Origin of the sequence: Amycolatopsis methanolica 239, assembly GCF_000739085.1 — a bacterium.
Classification (GTDB): domain Bacteria; phylum Actinomycetota; class Actinomycetes; order Mycobacteriales; family Pseudonocardiaceae; genus Amycolatopsis_E; species Amycolatopsis_E methanolica.
In genome coordinates, this window is sequence record NZ_CP009110.1 from 6,259,846 (window position 1) to 6,277,051 (window position 17,206).

Consider the following 17,206-nt stretch of genomic DNA (forward strand, 5'->3'; position numbering starts at 1 on the left):
ATCAAGCCTGGGTTTGGGGCCTGGCTGATCTCCTGTTCTGCCTCGGCGAGTTGCTGTTCCATGTCCTCGCGCTGCGCACGGAGTTCGGCCCGGCGCTCGTTGAGGTCACGGATGAAGCGGCTCGTCGCTGTGGGTGGAGCTGCCGAGCCCGTGCGCGGTGACCTTCGCCGAGCTCGCCCAGCGCCACGGCGTCGCCGTGCTCCCAGGGCCGGTCTTCTCGGCGAACGAGGGCCAGGAATCCCGGCTGCGCGTGCCGTTCTCCGCCCGGCCGAGTGTGCTCGACGCCGGTGTGCAGCGGCTGGCCCAGGCCTGGCGCGAAATGACCCGCTACGGGGTTCGCCCGCGCGAGACGCCGCAACCGTCGGATTGAACGCGGGATCAAACGAGGCCGTCACGTGGTAGACACGCCGTCGAGCACCGTCACATGGGAGAACGGAACCGCCGTCATGCAGCTGATCGTCACCCGATCCGACGTCGAACTGGCCGAGCCGGACGACTGTAAGCGCTTCAGCGTCCGTGTGGCCGGGGAGGTCGATGCCGCGGAGCTCGAACGCATCCTGGACGCGGAGGGCGTCGGCGAGTTGGCCGACGGGGGCGAGCACGTGTTCGTCTCGATCGAGGCGCTGCGGAAGCTGGCGAGCGGGCGTACCGGGCCGGGCTGGCCGGAGGGCTTCGCGGCCATGCTGGCCTACGCCGGCAGCAAGGGCTGGCTCAACGACGCGGCCGACCGCGTTCGCGCCCATATCGAGCGGGGCTGACCCGGGTCGGCGTCCCCGATGGCCGCCGACCGAGCCGGGGACACGGCGTCGCCTTCGCCCGCGTCGAGTTGGCTGGTTGCGGCACCGAGTTGGCTGGTTGCGGCACCGACTTGGCCAGGCGCGTCACCGAGTTGGCTGGTTGCCGCGCCGAGTTGACCGTAGGGGTACCGAGTTGGCCGTAGCGGGCCGAGGCCTCGCGCCGATGCCCAGAACCGAACCAGCAAACTCGCCACCCGAACCGGCAAACTCGGCGCCCGGGACGGCAAACTCGGGGCACACTGGGTGCCGGCACACCACGCGATTCGGACGTGACGAGGTGCACGAGCGGATCGCGGACGCCTGACGCCCGATCGGGTGGGCGGGCCCGGGGAACCGGGCGCGGACGCGCGGATGCTCGGCATCGCCGGCGCGGCCCGGTACCGGACGCTGCGCCAGTACGGGCTGGACGCCGCTCAGACCATCGACAGCAGCACACCCGACGCGAGCAACACCAGGACCTTGACGGATTCCGCGGCGACATAGGCGAGGTGCGCGCGTGAGCGCGGCGGGTCCTGCCCGTCCGGCGCGGCGAGCACCCGGTCGGTGCGGCGGCTCAGCCAAGGCCGGATCACGCCGAGCTGCAGCACCAGAACGGCGACGGCGGTGCCGGTCAAGGTCAGCGCCGGAACCGTCGGGTGTCCGAAGAGGACGGTGACAAGCACGCCGGCGGCGAGGACGGTTTCGACCGCGTTGAGTGCGCGGAAGACGATCCGCCCGATGCCGAGTCCGAGGCGAATGGTCACCCCTGGGGCGCGGAATTTCAGTGGCGCCTCGATGAACGAGATGGCGACCACCATGCCGAGCCAGCAGAAGACGAGCGCGACGGCGACGTGATCCACGGTGAGGTTTCCCTTGTGTCCTAGGCGGTCCGCGCGTTCGCGGGCGCGAGGTGGGTGACGCAGGCGTCTGGCTCTGCGAACGGTTCCAGCGCGGTCGCGGTCACCGGGGCCCGCAGTTCGCTCAGCGCGCCCTGCATCAGCCCGAGGTGCAGGGGACAGACGATGTCGCGATGCCGCTCGGCGAGTTCCAGGAAGGGACAGTGCCGGAGCAGCACCCGGTCGGGTACGCCTCCGTCGCGGGGAACCGCTTCCGGCGCGAACCCGAGGTCGTCGAGCATCGCGACCAGGCGGTCGGTCGCGCCTGCTCGGGTGATCGTCTGGGACGGGACCGGCCGGTCGATCAGGTGCGCCCCCCAGGCGCGGCCCATCTCGGTCGCGGCCGGCGCCGGCTCGGTGGTGGTCGAGGTGACGTAACCGAGCAGGATCTCCGCCAGCATCCGGTAGCGGCGCTCGTCGCCGCGGGCCCGCCCCGGCCTTGGCAGGTACACCGCGCGCGGCCGTCCAGGACCGGATGGCGTGCCCATGATCCGCTCCACGATCCCGGCATCGACCAGGGCGTCGAGGTGGAATCGAGCGGTGTTGGGGTGGATGCCGACCTGCTCGGCGATCCCGGCAACGCCCACCGGTTCCGTGGCGCGCTGGATCGCCTGCAGCACCTGGCGGCGGCGCTCGCCACCCGGGTCGTGCGCGGTCATCGTCGCCTCCCTGGCATCGGTGGATGACGCTGAGACGGAGTTTACACTATTACCACTTGTATTAATTGGGCATACCTGCTGAGCTGGTTCCACCGAGTCACGCTGCGACCGCCGATCACCTCGATGCCGGGCGCACGGGGCATCTTCGATCCGGAAAAGGACACGACATGGGGTCGGCAACAGAGATCTACCTTCGGGGTTCGGCCGGCGATCCAGCGGTACGGGCACTCGCCTTGCTGCGCGACCGCAATGACGAGCTGCTCGCCGAGACGTGGGCGAAGGCGGCGCTGCTCAGCGAACTGCGGCTCGCCGCCGCGGACCGGCAGACCGCGCGAGACGGCATGGTCGTGTTCTGCACCGACCGGGTCCTGTGCCACCTGGTCTCGGTCGACTGGGCGCTCTACGCGCCCGCATCGGGAGCCGCCGACACCCGCCTGCTGGTGCGCGCGCTGCGCGCCCAGCACCAGATCATCACCGGCCACATCCACGATCTGCGCGCGGCCAGCACCGCCGACCAGGTGAACGCCGCCGCCCACGCGGTGGCCACGGCGCTCGCCGCCTGCCAGGAGGTCGAGCGCAGGGTGTTGCTGCCCGCGCTCGCCGAGCTGCCCGGGGTAGACCTCGTCTCCCTCGTCGAGGACCTGGAAACGCTGCTGGACGGGGGCAGCCTGGAGCCGCCGGACGAGCTCGACGTCCGCGGGATCCCGCACGGCCAGCGGCATCCCCGCATTTTCGGCAGCTTTGCCCGGCTGGCGAAGGGCGAGTCGTTCGTGCTGGTCAACAACCACGACCCGAAGCCGCTTCGGCGCGAGTTCGAAGCCACCTACCCGGGGCAATTCGCTTGGGAATACGTCGAATCCGGCCCCACCGAGTGGCGCATCAGGATCGGCCGTTTCCCGGTGGCCGCGCACGACGGCCAGGTCGATGCCTGACCCGCACCAGGCCGTGTCGCCCAGTCGGCCACGCGTGCTGTGCGATGCGCACGCCACGCTCGCCGACACGGCGGTGCCGGCAGGCGTGCTCTGGCGGCTGACCGAAACGGATCGGCAACTCGACGCGAACCTGGTGCGCCTGGCACCGGGTGAAGATGTTGGCACACATGCGGAATCCGCCCTGGACGTGCTGCTCGTCGTGATCGCCGGAACCGGGATGCTGACCACCGGCGACGGCGCGCTGGCGCTCACCGAAGGCGCGGTGACCTGGCTGCCGAAGGGCTCGACCCGCGCCATCGCCGCCGGCGCTCACGGCCTGGCCTACCTCACCGTGCACCGGCGGCGGCCGGGCCTGCGGATCGGCAGCAGGCCGCCGGGCTGGCCGGAGCAGGCGAACCGCCGGGCCGCCGGCGAGACGGACCTACCGTGACCGGCGTCATCCACCCACCACACCCGGCCCGCCGGTACCCGCCACCGCGAGCGGCCAAGGGGTCGGCCCTGCTCGGGAATCTGCGCACGACCGACCCCAAACGGCTCGGGATCATGTACCTGACCACGTCGTTCGGGTTCTTCCTCGTTGGCGGCGTGCTGGCCCTGCTGATGCGCACCGAGCTCGCCCAACCGGGACAGCAGTTCCTGTCCCCTGAGCAGTACAACCAGCTGTTCACCATGCACGGCACGATCATGCTGCTGCTGTACGCGACGCCAACCGTCTTCGGGTTCGCCAACTACCTCCTGCCGTTGCAGATCGGTTCCCCCGACGTCGCGTTCCCCCGGTTGAACGCGTTGTCCTACTGGCTCTTCCTCTTCGGCGGGTTGATCGTGCTCTCCGGTTTCCTCACCCCTGGCGGTGCCGCGGATTTCGGCTGGTTCGCCTACACCCCGCTGTCCGACGCGATCCACTCCCCCGGCATCGGGGCCGACCTATGGATCAGCGGGCTGGTGGTGTCCGGGCTCGGCACCATCCTCGGCGCGGTCAACATGATCACGACGGTGGTCTGCCTACGCGCCCCGGGAATGACGATGTTCCGGATGCCGATCTTCACCTGGAACATCCTGATCACCAGCATGCTCATCCTGGTCGCCTTCCCGATCCTGACCGCGGCGCTGCTCGGCCTGCTCGCCGACCGGCGGCTCGGCGCGCACGTGTTCGACCCGGCAAATGGCGGGGCGATCCTGTGGCAGCACCTGTTCTGGTTCTTCGGCCATCCCGAGGTCTACATCGTCGCGCTGCCGTTCTTCGGCATCGTCACCGAGATCATTCCGGTGTTCTGCCGCAAACCGCTGTTCGGCTACCAGGGCATGGTCTACGCGACCCTGGCGATCGCCGGGTTGTCCGCGACCGTGTGGGCACATCACATGTTCGCCACCGGGGCGGTGCTGCTGCCGTTCTTCTCCCTGATGAGCTTCCTGATCGCGATCCCGACCGGATTCAAGTTCTTCAACTGGATCGGCACCATGTGGAAAGGGCAGCTCACCTTCGAGAATCCGATGCTGTGGTCGATCGGCTTCATGGTGACGTTCCTGTTCGGCGGGCTGACCGGCGTGCTGCTCGCCTCTCCGCCGATCGATTTCCACGTCACCGACACCTATTTCGTTGTCGCGCATTTCCACTACGTGCTCTTCGGCACGATCGTGTTCGCGACCTTCGCCGGAATCTATTTCTGGTTCCCCAAGATGACCGGCCGGATGCTCGACGAGCGATGGGGCAAGCTCCATTTCTGGACCACGTTCCTCGGTTTTCACCTCACCTTTCTCGTCCAGCACTGGCTCGGCGCGCAGGGCATGCCCCGGCGCTACGCCGACTACCTGAGCTCCGACGGGTTCACCGTGCTCAACACGGTTTCCACGATCGGCTCCTACGTCCTCGGCGCGTCGATGCTTCCGTTCATCTACAACGTCATCAAGAGCTACCGGTACGGCGAGGCCGTCACCGTGGACGACCCGTGGGGCTACGGGAACTCACTGGAATGGGCCACCTCCTGCCCGCCGCCAAGGCACAACTTCACCGAGCTGCCCCGCATCCGCTCCGAGCGCCCGGCCTTCTGGCTGCACTACCCGCACATGATCGAGCGGATGACCGCGGAAGCCCATGTCGGCCATCGCCGACCGTCTGCGGAGCGGCACCCGCCTGGGGTGAACGGCGGTCACCGCCCCCGCGGTTGACCCGGTATCACGGCCCCCATAATCTCGCGGCATGAACAAGCGTTCTCCCGAAACCACGCTGATCCGCGACTCCGGGCGCGGCAACGAGGCCGCGATCCTCAACGCGGCGCTGCAGGCGTACGGGGAGAAGGGTTTCAACGGGGCATCGATGCGCGATGTGGCCCGTGGAGCCAACACGAGCCTGTCCAACCTGTACAACTACTTTCCGTCGAAATCGCATCTGCTCGCCGAACTGTTGCGGCGGGCGAACAGCGAGCTGCTGGCCAGGACCACCGCCGCGATCGAGGCCGCCGGCGACGACCCGGTCGCGAAGCTGCGTGACGCCGTCAAGGCTTATGTCGGCTTCGTGGTGGACCACCAGACCGCCGCGCTGGTGGCGATCAGTGAGGTCCGCTACCTCACCGGCGAGGAGCGCAGCCGGGTGGTGGACGCCAGGGACCGCACGCAGTCACTGTTCGAGCAGATCGTCGCCGACGGTGCCCGCACCGGCGTGTTCGCCACCCCGTACCCCAAGGACGCGGCCCGCAGCATCGTGTCGCTGTGCTCGGCGATCTCCACCTGGTACCGCCCAGGCGGCCGGCTGTCCAAGAAGACACTCGGCGAACAGCACGCCCGCTACGCCCTGGCCCTGCTCGAAGCCCCCCTCACGCCATGAGGCCCGGGCCCGCGATCACAGCACGGTGAGGTCGCTGATCTTCCAGGTGTCGCCGGTCTTCTTCGCCACCACCGACAGCTGGGCGGCCGCATTGCTGGTCTGGTTGGTGTCCCCGCGGGTCGATCGCTGATCCGCCATGACCAGCAGCTGGGCCTGGTCACCATCCAACCTGGTCACCGCGGTCGCCCTGATGGTCGTGGTGAGCACCAGCTTCTGTGCCGGGGCGAGCCGTTTCACCTGCTCGAACAGCTGGTTGTACTGCTCGACCGCGCCGTCGCGGAGCAGGTTCTGCGCGGCGTTCTGGGTCTTCGCGGTGTCGCTGAAGTCGAACGAGAACACCGTCTCGACCGCCTTGTTGACCTGCCCGAGCACATCGCTGGTGGCCGCCGCGTCGGTGAGCGCGGTGTTGCGGGTGTCGTCGTCGGAGGCCGGCGCCCCGGCGATACCCGCCGCCACCGCCGTTGCGGTGAACACCACCAGCAGCACGAGCAGGATGATCACCTGCCGCCGGCGCCGGGGGTCGACCTCGACGGTGTCCGACGCCGGCGACGGCTCCCCGGTCTTCCGCTGGTCCCCGGTCTCCCGCTGGTCCACCGCATCCGTCTGGTCCACGGTCTCCGGCTCGGACCGGCGGACCGGGCTCGGTGCCGCGTCGCCGCGTGACCGTCCGGCCACGGTCGGCCGGCGTCGATGTGGTGCTGGCGCGCTGCCCTTGCTTCGCACGTGTGGCATGGCCGGTACTCCTTTCGCGATGGGTCAGCCGCCGATGGCGAGCGCTTGGATGGAGCTGAGCTTCCATCCCTGGTCGGTCCGCTGGAGATCGGCCTGGAAGCGGTTCCGTTTGGTCACCGGCTGCCCCTGGTCCGGCGTCACCACGATCTCGGCCACCGCGATCATCTTCGCGGTCCCGCCGGCCGCGTCCAGCTCGGTGAGGCCACCGCTGAGGATCTTGGCACTGGTCGAGGTCCGGCCGTTCTTGATCACCTGGCTCTGCTGCTGCCGGGACTTCTTGACCTCCTCGTTGAGCGGCCCGGTGGACACCCGTTCCCACTCGTCGAGCCCGGCGTCGACGTTGCGGTAGTCGAGCGTGCCGAACACGGCGATGGCCTGCTCCCCCGCCCGCTCGGCCTCTCCCCTGGTGTGCGCGGCGGCCGCCGCGGCGTCGCTGCCGGAGAGCCAGGCCGTCACGAACCAGACGGCGGCCGCGAGGGCCACCACGGTCAGCGCGGACAGCGTGACGAGAAACGGCTTGCCGACCCACATCGGGGCACCGGCCCGCTTCCGCGCGTTCTCGGTTTGATCCGTCATGCGTTCTCCGTTCGGCACGCTGTTGTCGTGGTTCACCGTGGCAGCCCGAGCAATGCGGCAAGGTCGGTCGGCCCGCTGATCCCGGTCAGCCCGGCCAGTCCCGGCAGCGGCGCCGGGCTGCCGGCCGGCCCCGGCTGCTGCTGGGTTCCCGGCGCGCTCGGCGCGCGCCGCGGGGTCCCGCCGTACGGCGCGTTCTGCGCGCCGCGAACCGAGGTGGGGCTCCCGGGGGGCTCGGCGCAGTAGAGGTCGGGGTTCGCCGGCCGGGGCGCGACCTGGTCGGCCGGTCGCAGCCGGGTGCCCTGATAGCCCTTGGTGCACACGAGCGGGTCGAAGAAGTTCAGCACCAGGCCGAGGTGGGCGGTGCCGTCGCCGGGCACCACGGTGTTCGCGGCCGCGGTGAGCACCGGGTAGGTGGCGAGGATGTTCTCCAGCCCGCTGGTGCGCGGGCCGAGGATGTCGGCCGTGGTGAGCAGGTTGGCGATCACCTTGCCGAGTCCCGGCCCCGTTTCCGCGAGCAGCCCGGACAGCTCGGCGGAGACCGGTGGCACCGCCCGGATGAAGTGGTCGAGGTTCGGGTTGGCCTTCTTCAGCTCACCCGCGAGCAGCCGCAGGTCCGAGCTGAACGACCGCAGGTTGCCGGCTTCGGCGTTCTGGGTGGTCAGCACCGTACGGGCCGAGGACAGCAGGTCCTTGGTCGCCGGCAGGTACTCCTTGGCCGTGGCGGCGAAGGCACTGGTCGAGTCCAGCACGGTGCGCAGGTCCGGCCCGGCCCCGTTGAACGCGTTGTACAGCTCGTCGACCACGGTCTTCAACGAACCGGTCGGCACGCTGGCGGCCAGCGCGTCGACGTTGCCGAGCAGCTGGTCGAGCGGCACCGGGGTGACCGTGTCCTTGGCCTTGATCGTGGACCCCTCGGTGAGGAACGGCCCGTTGCTGGTCCGCGGCCGCAGGTCGACGTACTGCTCGCCGACCGCGGACCGGTTCGCGACAACGGCCTCCACGTCGGCGGGCACCGCGGGCGCACCGTCGTTGATGACCAGCTCCACCTCGGTGCCGTCCGGGACGACGTTGAGGTCGCCGACCTTGCCGATGGTCACCCCGCGGTAGGTCACGTCGGCGTTGGTGAAGATCCCGCCGGAATCCGCCAGCTGCAGTTTGACCACCATGCCGCCGCGGCCGAACAGGCTCTGCAGCCCGGCGTAGCGGAAACCGGTGTATCCGATCCCGGCCACCGCGATGACCAGGAAGATCGCGACCTGGATCCGAACCCTCCGAGTGAGCATCAGGCACCGCCAAGCAAGGAGTTCAGCACCCCGGCCAGTCCCTGCTGCCCGGCGGCCGGCGGCGGTGCCGATGAAGGCACCGGCGACGCCAGCGGCAGCGGGGCGGCCGGAGCCGGGGCGACCGGCGGGTTCCCCATACCGGGCAGCGCGATCGGCGGCTGCTTCGGGTTGAGGAACAGGTTGGTCAGCAAGCTGTCCAGCTTGAGGTCGAGCCGGAGGTCCAGGTTGGTGTAGTCACCGCGGATCGCTTCCCGGGAATGGCTGGTGAACGGGAAGGTCAGCAGGGTGTCCAGGGCCCTCGGCAGCTTGTCGCCCGCCTCGGTCAGCTTCTGCAGGGTCGGCTGCAGCGCGCGCAGGTCGGCGATCAGGTCCTCGCGGGACCTGGTGATGGTGTCCACCGCGACGCCGGACAGCCCGTCCAGCGACTGCAGCATGTGCACCAGGTCACCGCGCTGCTCGGCGAGCACGCGCAGCCCGGGCTCCAGGTTGTCCAGCGCGTTGCCGATGTTGTCGTTCTGCCCGACCAGCGTGGCGGAGAGCCGGTTCAGCCCGTCGATGGCCCTGGTGATGTTGTCGCGTTGCCCGGCGAGGTCGCCGGTGAGCTTGTCGACGTTGGTCAGCAGCGCGCGGATGTCGCCCTCCTTGCCGGCCAGCGCGTCGTTCACCTCGCGGCTGATCGTGCGCAGCTGCTCGACACCGCCCCCGTTGAGGAGCATCGACAGCGCGCCGAAAACCTCCTCGACCTCCGGGTTGCGGTTGGTCCGCTGCACCGGGATCACCGCGCCGTCCGCGAGCTGCGTCGGGGCGGGCGCGGTGGGGCTCGTCAACGACACGTACTTCTCACCGAGCAGGCTGGACTGCACGAGCATGGCGTTAGCGTTCGCCGGCAGCTTCACGTCGCCGTTGATGGCCACCGTGACCTCGGCCGTCCAGCCGTCCGGGGCGAACCCGATGTTCTCCACCCGGCCGACCGGGACGTCGTTGACCTTCACCGCCGCCTGCGGCACCAGGTCGAGCACGTCGGCGAACTGGACCTTAAGCTGGTACGGGTGGTCGCCCAGGTCGGCGCCACCCGGCAGGGGCGCGCCGTACAGGCCGCTGAACCCACCGGACCCGCAGCCGGTCACGGCCACGCTGAGCACCGCGGCAAGGCAGCCAAGGGACACACGCCGCTTCATCAGCGACCACCTCCGGACTGGGTGGGCGAGAGCAGCGGCAGCGGCGGGAGATTCCCGCTCTGCAGCCCACCGACGATCTGCGCCGCCGACGGCAGCGGAACCGCACCGTTGAGCACCGGGGCCAGCTTGTCGCAGGTATCCGCCAGCGCCTGCGGGAGCTGGGTCGGCGTGCCGCGCCGGAGCAGCCCGCAGATCGTGACGATCGGCGGGGTGGACAGCTCGTTCGGGTTGGCCCGGATGTCCAGCGTGCCGGAACTGGCGTTGTAGGCGTTCGCCAGGTTGCCCAGCGTCAGCGGTGCCACGTCAAGGGATTCGGCCAGCGCGCCACGCTGATCGACCAGCACCTGGGTCACCGCGGCCAGATTGTCCACATTGGACTTGATCCGGCCACGGTTGTCCGCGACGAAGGTGCGGACCGAGTCCAGCGCGGTCGCCAGCTCGCCGAGCGCCTGGGTGAGGTTCTGCCGCTCACCGGCGAGGAACGCGCTCACATCGGCGAGCTGGCCGCTCAGATCGCGCAGCTGCCCGTCACTGGTCGCCAGGGTTTCGGTGAACTTCCGGAGATTGTCGACGGTCGAGAACAGGTCACCGCGGTTGTCCGACAGCGTCGCGGTGAGACCGGCCAGCTTCGTGATGGTCTCGTTGATCGCCGCACCGTTACCGGCGAGGTTGCGCGCCCCGACGTCGAGCAGCGCGGACAGGGACCCGTCCGCGTTGGCGCCCTTGGGCCCGAGCGCGGTGGTGACCTGGTCGAGGCTCCGGTACAGCTCGTCGACCTCGACCGGGGTCGCCGTGCGCGCCATCGGGATGACCGCGCCGTCGGCGATCTTGGGGCCACCGGTGTAGACCGGGGTCAGCTGCACGTACCGGTCGGCGACCAGGCTGGGCGGGACGACGACCGCGCCGGCGTCCGCCGGCACGTCGATGCCGGGGTCGATGGTCAGCTCGACCCGTACCTGCTCCCCCTCCGGGGTCACCGAGTCGATGGTGCCCGCCTTCACCCCGAGTATCCGGACGTCGCCGCCCTCGAACACGCCGATGCCCTGGGAGAACAGCGCCGTCACCTTCGTTCCGGCCGAGCGGGACGTGATCCACCACGCGCCGCCCGCCGCGACCAGCGTCAGCACGAGCACGATCGACAGCCGCCGCACGGCCTTCGTGGGAATGCTCATCGGCCGCCTCCGGTGACCCCTGAGTTCGTCGCCGGGGGCTCACAGCCACCCGGATTGATGTTGAGCAGGTTGAGGTTGACGGTCGGCGGCAGCAGGCCGCACACGTACACGTCGAACCAGTGGCCGTTGCCGAGGGTGTTGGCGAACAGCCGGTAGAACGGGGCGAGCTGGTTGAGGCTCACGTTCAGGTTCTCCTGGTTGCGTTCCAGCAGCCCGGTCACCTGGTCGAGCTGGGCCAGCGCGGGCGCGAGCTGCTGCTGGTTGTCCGACACCAGCCCGGCCAGCTGCACCGAGAGCGCCCTGGCGCCCTGCAGCAGCGAGCTGATCGCCGTCTTGCGGGCCTGCACCTCGTCGAGCAACAGCGTGCCGTCACCGATCAGCCGCTGGAACTGGCCGCTGCGGTCGGCGAGGGTCTTGCTGAGCTGGCTGGTGTTGTCAAGGAGCTTGTGCAGCTGCTCGTCGCGGCCGGCGATCGTGGTGGACAGCGCGGACAGGCTGTCCAGCGCTGGCCGGATCTGCTCCGGGGTACCGGAGAACTCCTGCGCGATGGTCTGGAAGCTCTGCGCCAGCTGCTTGGTGTCGATCTGGTCGACCGTCCTGGACAGCCCGGTGAAGGCGTCACTGACGTCGAACGGCGCCTTCGTCCGTGCCACCGGGATCGGGCTGGCGGGGTCGAGCGGGGCCTTGCCGGCGGACTCCAGCGCGACGTACTTCTGCCCGAGCAGCGTCTTGATCTCGATGGACGCCCTGGTCTGGTCGCCGAGGAAGGCGTTCTTCGCCCGGAAACTCACCAGGACGTGCCCGCCGTTCAGTTCGATCTTCTTGACCTGACCGATCTTGACGCCGGCCATGCGGACCTCGTCGTCCGCCTTCAGCCCGGCGGCCTCGGTGAATTCGGCCTGGTACACCGCTCCACCACCGATCAGCGGCAGGTCGTCGTAGAAGTAGGCGGCGACGGTCAGCAGCGCGATGATCACCACGCTGGCGATGCCGATCGGGACGGGATTGCGTTCCTCGAAGGCTTTCACGATGTACACCTCGACGGGGTCTGGGCGAGCGGCACCGGGAGCACCGGGACGTTCAGCCCGAGCGACTGCACGCCGACATTCCCGACCGCCGCGCACAGGTAGAAGTTGAACCAGGAGCCGTACGAGGCCGTTGGGGTGATGGTCTCCACGTTGCGCGGCAGGTTGTTGAGGAACTGCTCGACCAGGCTGGAACCGCGGTTCAGGTTGGCCGCGAGCGCGCCGAGCCCCGCGATGTCCTGCTTGAGCGGTTCCCTCGCCTCGGCGAGGAACCCGCTCGTGGTCGCGCTCAGCTCGGCGAGCGCGCTGACCGACTCCCCGATCGGCTCGCGGTCCGCGGCGAGCCCGGTGACCAGTTCCTGCAGGGTGCCGACCAGCCCGGAGAGTTCGTCCCCGCGGCCGTTGACGGTGTCCAGCACGGTGTTCAGGTTGTCGATCACCTGGCCGATCGCCTGGTCCTTGCCGGCGATCGTCGACGCCAGCTCCGTGGTGTGCCGAAGCAGCGAGTTGATCGTGCCGCCCTCGCCCTGCAGCACCTGGATCAGTTCGTAGGACAGCTTGTTGACGTCATCCGGCGACAGCGCCTGGAACAGCGGCTTGAACCCGTTGAACAGCTGGGTCAGGTTGAGCGCCGGCTTGGTCTGCCGCAAGGGAATGGTGTCCCCCGGGTTGAGCACCCCGCCGGCGTCGCCCGGCTGCTGTTCCAGCGCGATGTAACGCTGGCCGACCAGGTTGCGGTACTTGAGCACGGCCTGGATCGAGCGGGGCAGCTTGCGGCCGGCGTCGACCGAGAAGTCGACCCTGGCCACGTTCTCGTTGTCGCCGCCGACCTCGATCGCGTCGACCTGGCCGACACGCACGCCGGACACCCGGACGTCGTCGCCGACGTTCAGCGAGGTCACGTCTGAGAACACCGCGTGGTAGGAGTTCGACGGCTGGAAGGTGATGTTGGCGATGGTGGCCGCGAGCAGCAGGGTGGACAGCACGGTGAACACCACGAAGATGGACAGCTTCGTCACCGGCCCGACGAGCGACTTCACCGGACGGTCACCTCCTGGCCGCGATAGAGCGGCCCGACCAGCACGCTGCTCCACTGTGGAACGTCACCGGGGGCGGTGCCCATCGACGGCGCGAGCAGCGTCGCGACCAGCGCACGTTCCGCCGCCGAATTGGCCAGCGACGGCACCTGCTGCCCGTCCGCGGCCGGCGTGGCCATGGCGCCGTCGAGTAGCGAGTTCATGCCGGAGGGTGTCCTGGTGGCACCGGCCGGCGGCGGGGTGGAGCCGTCGCGGAGCGGCCCGGCGCCCGGGTACTGCGGGAAGTTCCCGTTGGTGGCGATCGGGTAGCAGGCCGGCCCGCGTTTGTCGTTGTACGCCGGCGTGTCCCTGCCCGGCACGTATTTGCCGCGGCTGGCGGTGATCTCGATGGTCAGGTTCAGGGCGTGGTTGTTGTTGCGCCCACCGCCCCAGATCTCGTCGAGTTTCGGCACCAGGTCGGAGAGCTGGCCGAGCAGGCACGGGTACTCCGGCGCGTACTTGGCCAGAAGCTCCACTGTGGACCTGCTGGCACCGACCAGCCCGATCAGGTTGTTCTTGTTCACTTCCAGGAAGCTCCGCAGGTCCGCGGAGGTCGCGGACAGGCTGTCGAACAGCCCGTGCAGGTTCTGTTGCTGGTCCACCAGGGTTTTGCTCGTCACGGTGAGATCGGACAGGGTTTGCAAGAGGTCGGGCGCCGCGTCGCGGTAGGCGTCGGCGACCCCGGCGAGCTGCCGGATGTCCTCGGTGAGGTCGGGCAGCGACGGGTTGAGCTCCCGCACGTACTCGTTGAGAGTGACCAGGGTCTGGCCGAGGTCCTTGCCACGGCCGTCGGAGAGCGCGTCGGACACCGCGGTGAGGGTGCTGGACAGTTTCTCCGGCTGGACCGACTTGAGCACCGGCATCAGGCTGTCGAGCACGCGGTTCAACTCGACTGCGGCCGACGAGCGGTCGAGGCCGATGGTGTCGCCGGCCTCGATCCGCCCGACCGCGCCGGTCTTCGGCAGCACCAGGTTGACGTAGCGCTCACCGAAGAGCGTCTTGGGCAGCAACCTGGCCGTGACGTTCTTCGGGATCAGGTCGATCTTGTCCGGGTTCAGTGCGAGGTGCAGCGTCGCGCCTTCGAAGGAGGTGTCGATGCTGCGCACCTCGCCGACGATCACGCCGCGCACCTTCACGTCCGACTGCGGCAGCAGCTGGTCGCCCAGCTTCTGCACGCGCAGGTCCACCATGACGACCGGGGTGAAGCGCTTCTGGTAGAAGGCGATCGTCAGCGCGAAGAACAGCACGATCGCGAGCAGGTACACCAGGCCGAGCACCCGACGCGGAATCGCCGGCAGCACACCACGTTCGGCGCTCATCCGGCCACCCGCACCGTGGTCGTGGTGCCCCAGATCGCGAGGCTGAGGAAGAAGTCGAGGATGACCACGGTGACGATCGCGGTCTTCACCGCGCGCCCGACCGCGACCCCGACGCCCGCGGGACCGCCGCCAGCGGTGTACCCGTAGTAGCAGTGGATGAGGATGATCACCACGGCGAAGACCAGGATCTTCGCGAAGGACCACAACACGTCCTCCGGCGGCAGGAACAGGTTGAAGTAGTGGTCGTACGTTCCGGCGGACTGGCCGTTGAACGTGATCGTGATGAACCTCGACGCGACGTAGGAGGCCAGCAGGCCGAGGGTGTACAGCGGCAGGATGGCCACGAAGCCGGCGACCATCCTGGTGGTGACCAGGTAGGGCAGGCTCGGGATGCCCATCGTCTCGAGCGCGTCGATCTCCTCGGCGATGCGCATCGCGCCGAGCTGCGCGGTGAACCCGGAGCCGACGGTCGCCGAGAGCGCGATCCCGGCGACCAGCGGGGAGATCTCGCGCGTGTTGAAATAGGCGGACACAAACCCGGTGAACGCCTCGGTACCGATCTGGTTCAGCGCCGCATACCCTTGCAGGCCGACCACGGTGCCGACGAACAGGTTGAGCGCCACCATCACGCCGATCGTCCCGCCGATCACCGCCAGCGCGCCGCTGCCGAAGGACACTTCGGACAGCAGCCGGATGATTTCCTTGGAATACCGGCGAATCGTGCGAGGAATCCACAGGAAGGCACGGATGTAGAACCAGAGCTGGTTGCCGTAGTCGTCGAGGCTCGCCACCGGTTTCCTGGCGGCCTTCCTGGCGCGATCGGCGATCACGGCACGCTTGGGCATGGTGTCGACCACGGATCAGCTCCCCTTCGGCGGCACGATGTGCAAGTACAGGGTGGTCAGCACGAAGTTGACGAAATACAGCAGCAGGAACGTGATCACCACTGCCTGGTTGACCGAGTCGCCGACGCCTTTCGGGCCGCCACGCGGGTTCAGCCCGCGATAGGAGGCGACCACCCCGGCGACCAGACCGAAGATCAACGCCTTGAGCTCGCTGATGTAGATGTCCGGCAGCTGGGCGAGCGCGTTGAAGCTGGACAGGTACGCGCCGGGCGTGCCGCCCTGCAGGAAGACGTTGAAGAAGTAGCCACCGGCCACACCCACGATGCTGACCAGGCCGTTGAGCAGCACCGCGACGAACGCCATCGCGAGCACGCGTGGGACGATCAGCCGCTGCACCGGGGAGACGCCGAGCACCTTCATCGCGTCGATCTCTTCCCGGATCGTCCTGGACCCGATGTCCGCGCACACCGCGGAGCCACCGGCGCCGGCGATGATCAGCGCGGTGACGATCGGCGCGGCCTGCTGCACAGTGGCCAGCACCCCGGCGGCCCCGGTGAAGGACTGCGCACCGAGCTGCCGAGTCAGCGAACCGAGCTGGAGCGCGATCACCGCGCCGAACGGGATGGACACCAGCGCGCTCGGCAGCAGCGAGACGCTGGCGACGAACCAGGCCTGCTGCAGAAACTCGCGCAGCTGGAACGGGCGCTTGGGCAGCAGCCGGAACACATCGAGGCCGAGCGCGAACAATCGGCCGGTCTCACGGAACGCGCCGACGCCGGGGAAGGAGAACTGCTTGGTGCCGCTCACGAAATGCTCCCGCTGTTCCGGATCACCGGCAGCTCGACCGTGTCGGTGGGCCCGGCCCGGAAATCGCTGTGGTGGCGCCCGGACGCGGCGAGCGTGCTCGCGTCAACGCCGTAGCGGTGTTGTTCTTCCGGGGTGAGTGAGTCGATGATGCCTTCCTGCGCGGCGGGCGGCAGGGTGTGCAGGATCTTCATCACCCGGTCCTTCCGGCGGCGCACCCCCTTGCGCTCGGGCAACCCCGGGGTCGGCTGCAACTGCGGCACCACCCCCCGCACATCCTCGGTGGACCCGTCGTGATGACCCGCATCCGCCTGCGCCTGCTCCCGCGCCATCTGCGCGGAATCCTTCTCCTCACTCATCCCGATCGGACCAAGCCGGCGACCATTGAGGAACTGCTCCACCACCGGCTCATCACTGGTCAGCAACACCTCCCGCGGACCGAACATCACCAGTTCCTTGCGGAACAACATCCCAATGTTGTCCGGCACCGTCCGCGCCAGGTTGATGTTGTGCGTGACGATCAGGATCGTCGCATCGATCTGCGCATTCAAATCGATCAGCAACTGCGACAGATACGCCGTGCGCACCGGATCCAAACCCGAATCCGGCTCATCACACAAAATGATCTCCGGGTCCAGCACCAACGCCCGCGCCAGCCCGGCCCGCTTCCGCATCCCACCGGAGATCTCCCCCGGCAACTTCTTCTCCGCACCGGCCAAACCGGTCATCTCCAGCTTTTCCAGCACGATCCGCTTGATCTCGGACTCGGACTTCTTCGTGTGCTCACGCAGCGGAAACGCCACATTGTCATACAGATTCATCGAGCCGAACAACGCGCCGTCCTGGAACAACACCCCGAACAGCTTCCGCGTCTCGTACAACCGGTGCTCAGAACACGTCACGATGTCCACACCGTTGATCACACAGGAACCCCGGTCCGGCTTCAGCAAGCCGATCATCGACTTCAAAAACACCGACTTACCGGTACCCGACGGCCCCAACATCACCGAGACTTCACCCGGCGGCAGCGTCAACGACACATCACGCCAGATGGCCTGCTTACCGAAAGACTTGGTCAAGCCCTCGATGACCACCTCAGCACCCATCAACAC

At 68.6% G+C, this 17,206-nt stretch carries 19 protein-coding genes; 6 read left to right on the top strand and 13 right to left on the bottom strand.

The genetic code is table 11. From position 1 onward, the window contains the following. The first annotated feature begins 157 nt into the window (after window positions 1-157). Both AMETH_RS30385 and AMETH_RS30390 read left to right on the top strand, forming a co-directional pair. A complete protein-coding gene (locus tag AMETH_RS30385) occupies window positions 158-370 on the top strand; it encodes a hypothetical protein (protein WP_156131744.1) in 213 nt (70 codons plus the stop codon). A 76-nt stretch (window positions 371-446) separates the two neighbouring features. Next, window positions 447-758, top strand: a complete 312-nt coding sequence (locus AMETH_RS30390; protein ID WP_026153509.1) for a hypothetical protein — start codon at window positions 447-449, stop codon at window positions 756-758. A 452-nt stretch (window positions 759-1,210) separates the two neighbouring features. On the opposite strand, the gene AMETH_RS30395 is transcribed toward AMETH_RS30390, so the two are convergent. Next, window positions 1,211-1,636 (bottom strand): hypothetical protein, encoded by a 426-nt coding sequence (locus AMETH_RS30395; RefSeq protein WP_017984998.1) that lies wholly within the window; start codon window positions 1,634-1,636, stop codon window positions 1,211-1,213. Between the two features lie 20 nt (window positions 1,637-1,656). Then, window positions 1,657-2,331, bottom strand: coding sequence for a helix-turn-helix transcriptional regulator (locus AMETH_RS30400; protein WP_017984999.1), 675 nt, complete (start codon window positions 2,329-2,331; stop codon window positions 1,657-1,659). A gap of 167 nt (window positions 2,332-2,498) precedes the next feature. Between AMETH_RS30400 and AMETH_RS30405 the strand changes: the two genes are divergently transcribed. The 4 genes from AMETH_RS30405 to AMETH_RS30420 are packed head-to-tail and all read left to right on the top strand — an operon-like array spanning window position 2,499 to window position 6,084. Further along, window positions 2,499-3,263, top strand: coding sequence for a DUF2249 domain-containing protein (locus AMETH_RS30405; RefSeq protein WP_026153510.1), 765 nt, complete (start codon window positions 2,499-2,501; stop codon window positions 3,261-3,263). After that, window positions 3,256-3,693, top strand: a complete 438-nt coding sequence (locus AMETH_RS30410) for a cupin domain-containing protein (protein WP_051079462.1) — start codon at window positions 3,256-3,258, stop codon at window positions 3,691-3,693. Before AMETH_RS30405 ends, AMETH_RS30410 begins: the two co-directional genes overlap by 8 nt. Then, on the top strand, window positions 3,690-5,429 hold the full coding sequence (ctaD, locus tag AMETH_RS30415) for an aa3-type cytochrome oxidase subunit I (protein ID WP_017985002.1): 1,740 nt from the start codon (window positions 3,690-3,692) through the stop codon (window positions 5,427-5,429). Before AMETH_RS30410 ends, ctaD begins: the two co-directional genes overlap by 4 nt. 31 nt (window positions 5,430-5,460) lie before the next feature. Further along, window positions 5,461-6,084: a TetR/AcrR family transcriptional regulator gene (locus AMETH_RS30420; protein WP_017985003.1), complete on the top strand. Its 624-nt coding sequence runs from the start codon at window positions 5,461-5,463 to the stop codon at window positions 6,082-6,084. 15 nt (window positions 6,085-6,099) lie between these two features. Here the strand turns inward: AMETH_RS30420 and AMETH_RS30425 are convergent, their stop codons facing one another. From AMETH_RS30425 to AMETH_RS30475, 11 genes are all read right to left on the bottom strand, one after another. Beyond that, on the bottom strand, window positions 6,100-6,696 hold the full coding sequence (locus AMETH_RS30425; RefSeq protein ID WP_038533574.1) for a hypothetical protein: 597 nt from the start codon (window positions 6,694-6,696) through the stop codon (window positions 6,100-6,102). 144 nt (window positions 6,697-6,840) lie between these two features. Continuing rightward, window positions 6,841-7,392 (bottom strand): hypothetical protein, encoded by a 552-nt coding sequence (locus tag AMETH_RS30430; RefSeq protein ID WP_020486744.1) that lies wholly within the window; start codon window positions 7,390-7,392, stop codon window positions 6,841-6,843. 32 nt (window positions 7,393-7,424) lie between these two features. Next, complete coding sequence (locus AMETH_RS30435) at window positions 7,425-8,675, bottom strand: MlaD family protein (protein WP_017985006.1); 1,251 nt, start codon at window positions 8,673-8,675, stop codon at window positions 7,425-7,427. Then, on the bottom strand, window positions 8,675-9,853 hold the full coding sequence (locus tag AMETH_RS30440) for an MCE family protein (RefSeq protein ID WP_017985007.1): 1,179 nt from the start codon (window positions 9,851-9,853) through the stop codon (window positions 8,675-8,677). Before AMETH_RS30440 ends, AMETH_RS30435 begins: the two co-directional genes overlap by 1 nt. Further along, a complete protein-coding gene (locus AMETH_RS30445; protein WP_017985008.1) occupies window positions 9,853-11,025 on the bottom strand; it encodes an MCE family protein in 1,173 nt (390 codons plus the stop codon). The genes AMETH_RS30440 and AMETH_RS30445 overlap by 1 nt, the downstream gene beginning before the upstream one ends. Continuing rightward, window positions 11,022-12,053 (bottom strand): MCE family protein, encoded by a 1,032-nt coding sequence (locus AMETH_RS30450; protein ID WP_017985009.1) that lies wholly within the window; start codon window positions 12,051-12,053, stop codon window positions 11,022-11,024. The genes AMETH_RS30445 and AMETH_RS30450 overlap by 4 nt, the downstream gene beginning before the upstream one ends. Further along, complete coding sequence (locus AMETH_RS30455; RefSeq protein ID WP_017985010.1) at window positions 12,050-13,090, bottom strand: MCE family protein; 1,041 nt, start codon at window positions 13,088-13,090, stop codon at window positions 12,050-12,052. Before AMETH_RS30455 ends, AMETH_RS30450 begins: the two co-directional genes overlap by 4 nt. Beyond that, window positions 13,087-14,445, bottom strand: a complete 1,359-nt coding sequence (locus tag AMETH_RS30460; RefSeq protein WP_017985011.1) for an MCE family protein — start codon at window positions 14,443-14,445, stop codon at window positions 13,087-13,089. The genes AMETH_RS30455 and AMETH_RS30460 overlap by 4 nt, the downstream gene beginning before the upstream one ends. Further along, window positions 14,442-15,290 carry an MlaE family ABC transporter permease gene (locus AMETH_RS30465; protein WP_038533578.1) on the bottom strand — a complete coding sequence of 283 codons (849 nt, stop codon included), beginning with the start codon at window positions 15,288-15,290 and terminating at the stop codon, window positions 14,442-14,444. The genes AMETH_RS30460 and AMETH_RS30465 overlap by 4 nt, the downstream gene beginning before the upstream one ends. Before the next feature lie 15 nt (window positions 15,291-15,305). Next, complete coding sequence (locus tag AMETH_RS30470) at window positions 15,306-16,097, bottom strand: MlaE family ABC transporter permease (RefSeq protein WP_017985013.1); 792 nt, start codon at window positions 16,095-16,097, stop codon at window positions 15,306-15,308. After that, on the bottom strand, window positions 16,094-17,200 hold the full coding sequence (locus AMETH_RS30475) for an ABC transporter ATP-binding protein (RefSeq protein ID WP_017985014.1): 1,107 nt from the start codon (window positions 17,198-17,200) through the stop codon (window positions 16,094-16,096). Before AMETH_RS30475 ends, AMETH_RS30470 begins: the two co-directional genes overlap by 4 nt. Between the last annotated feature and the right edge of the window lie 6 nt (window positions 17,201-17,206).

What these genes read in the sequence shown, in the direction of transcription:
- AMETH_RS30390 (WP_026153509.1), top strand. Translation starts at nt 447, where the DNA reads ATGCAGCTGATCGTCACCCGATCCGACGTCGAACTGGCCGAGCCGGAC.
- AMETH_RS30400 (WP_017984999.1), bottom strand. Translation starts at nt 2,331, where the DNA reads ATGACCGCGCACGACCCGGGTGGCGAGCGCCGCCGCCAGGTGCTGCAG.
- AMETH_RS30405 (WP_026153510.1), top strand. Translation starts at nt 2,499, where the DNA reads ATGGGGTCGGCAACAGAGATCTACCTTCGGGGTTCGGCCGGCGATCCA.
- AMETH_RS30410 (WP_051079462.1), top strand. Translation starts at nt 3,256, where the DNA reads ATGCCTGACCCGCACCAGGCCGTGTCGCCCAGTCGGCCACGCGTGCTG.
- AMETH_RS30420 (WP_017985003.1), top strand. Translation starts at nt 5,461, where the DNA reads ATGAACAAGCGTTCTCCCGAAACCACGCTGATCCGCGACTCCGGGCGC.
- AMETH_RS30430 (WP_020486744.1), bottom strand. Translation starts at nt 7,392, where the DNA reads ATGACGGATCAAACCGAGAACGCGCGGAAGCGGGCCGGTGCCCCGATG.
- AMETH_RS30435 (WP_017985006.1), bottom strand. Translation starts at nt 8,675, where the DNA reads ATGCTCACTCGGAGGGTTCGGATCCAGGTCGCGATCTTCCTGGTCATC.
- AMETH_RS30440 (WP_017985007.1), bottom strand. Translation starts at nt 9,853, where the DNA reads ATGAAGCGGCGTGTGTCCCTTGGCTGCCTTGCCGCGGTGCTCAGCGTG.
- AMETH_RS30445 (WP_017985008.1), bottom strand. Translation starts at nt 11,025, where the DNA reads ATGAGCATTCCCACGAAGGCCGTGCGGCGGCTGTCGATCGTGCTCGTG.
- AMETH_RS30460 (WP_017985011.1), bottom strand. Translation starts at nt 14,445, where the DNA reads ATGAGCGCCGAACGTGGTGTGCTGCCGGCGATTCCGCGTCGGGTGCTC.
- AMETH_RS30465 (WP_038533578.1), bottom strand. Translation starts at nt 15,290, where the DNA reads ATGCCCAAGCGTGCCGTGATCGCCGATCGCGCCAGGAAGGCCGCCAGG.
- AMETH_RS30475 (WP_017985014.1), bottom strand. Translation starts at nt 17,200, where the DNA reads ATGGGTGCTGAGGTGGTCATCGAGGGCTTGACCAAGTCTTTCGGTAAG.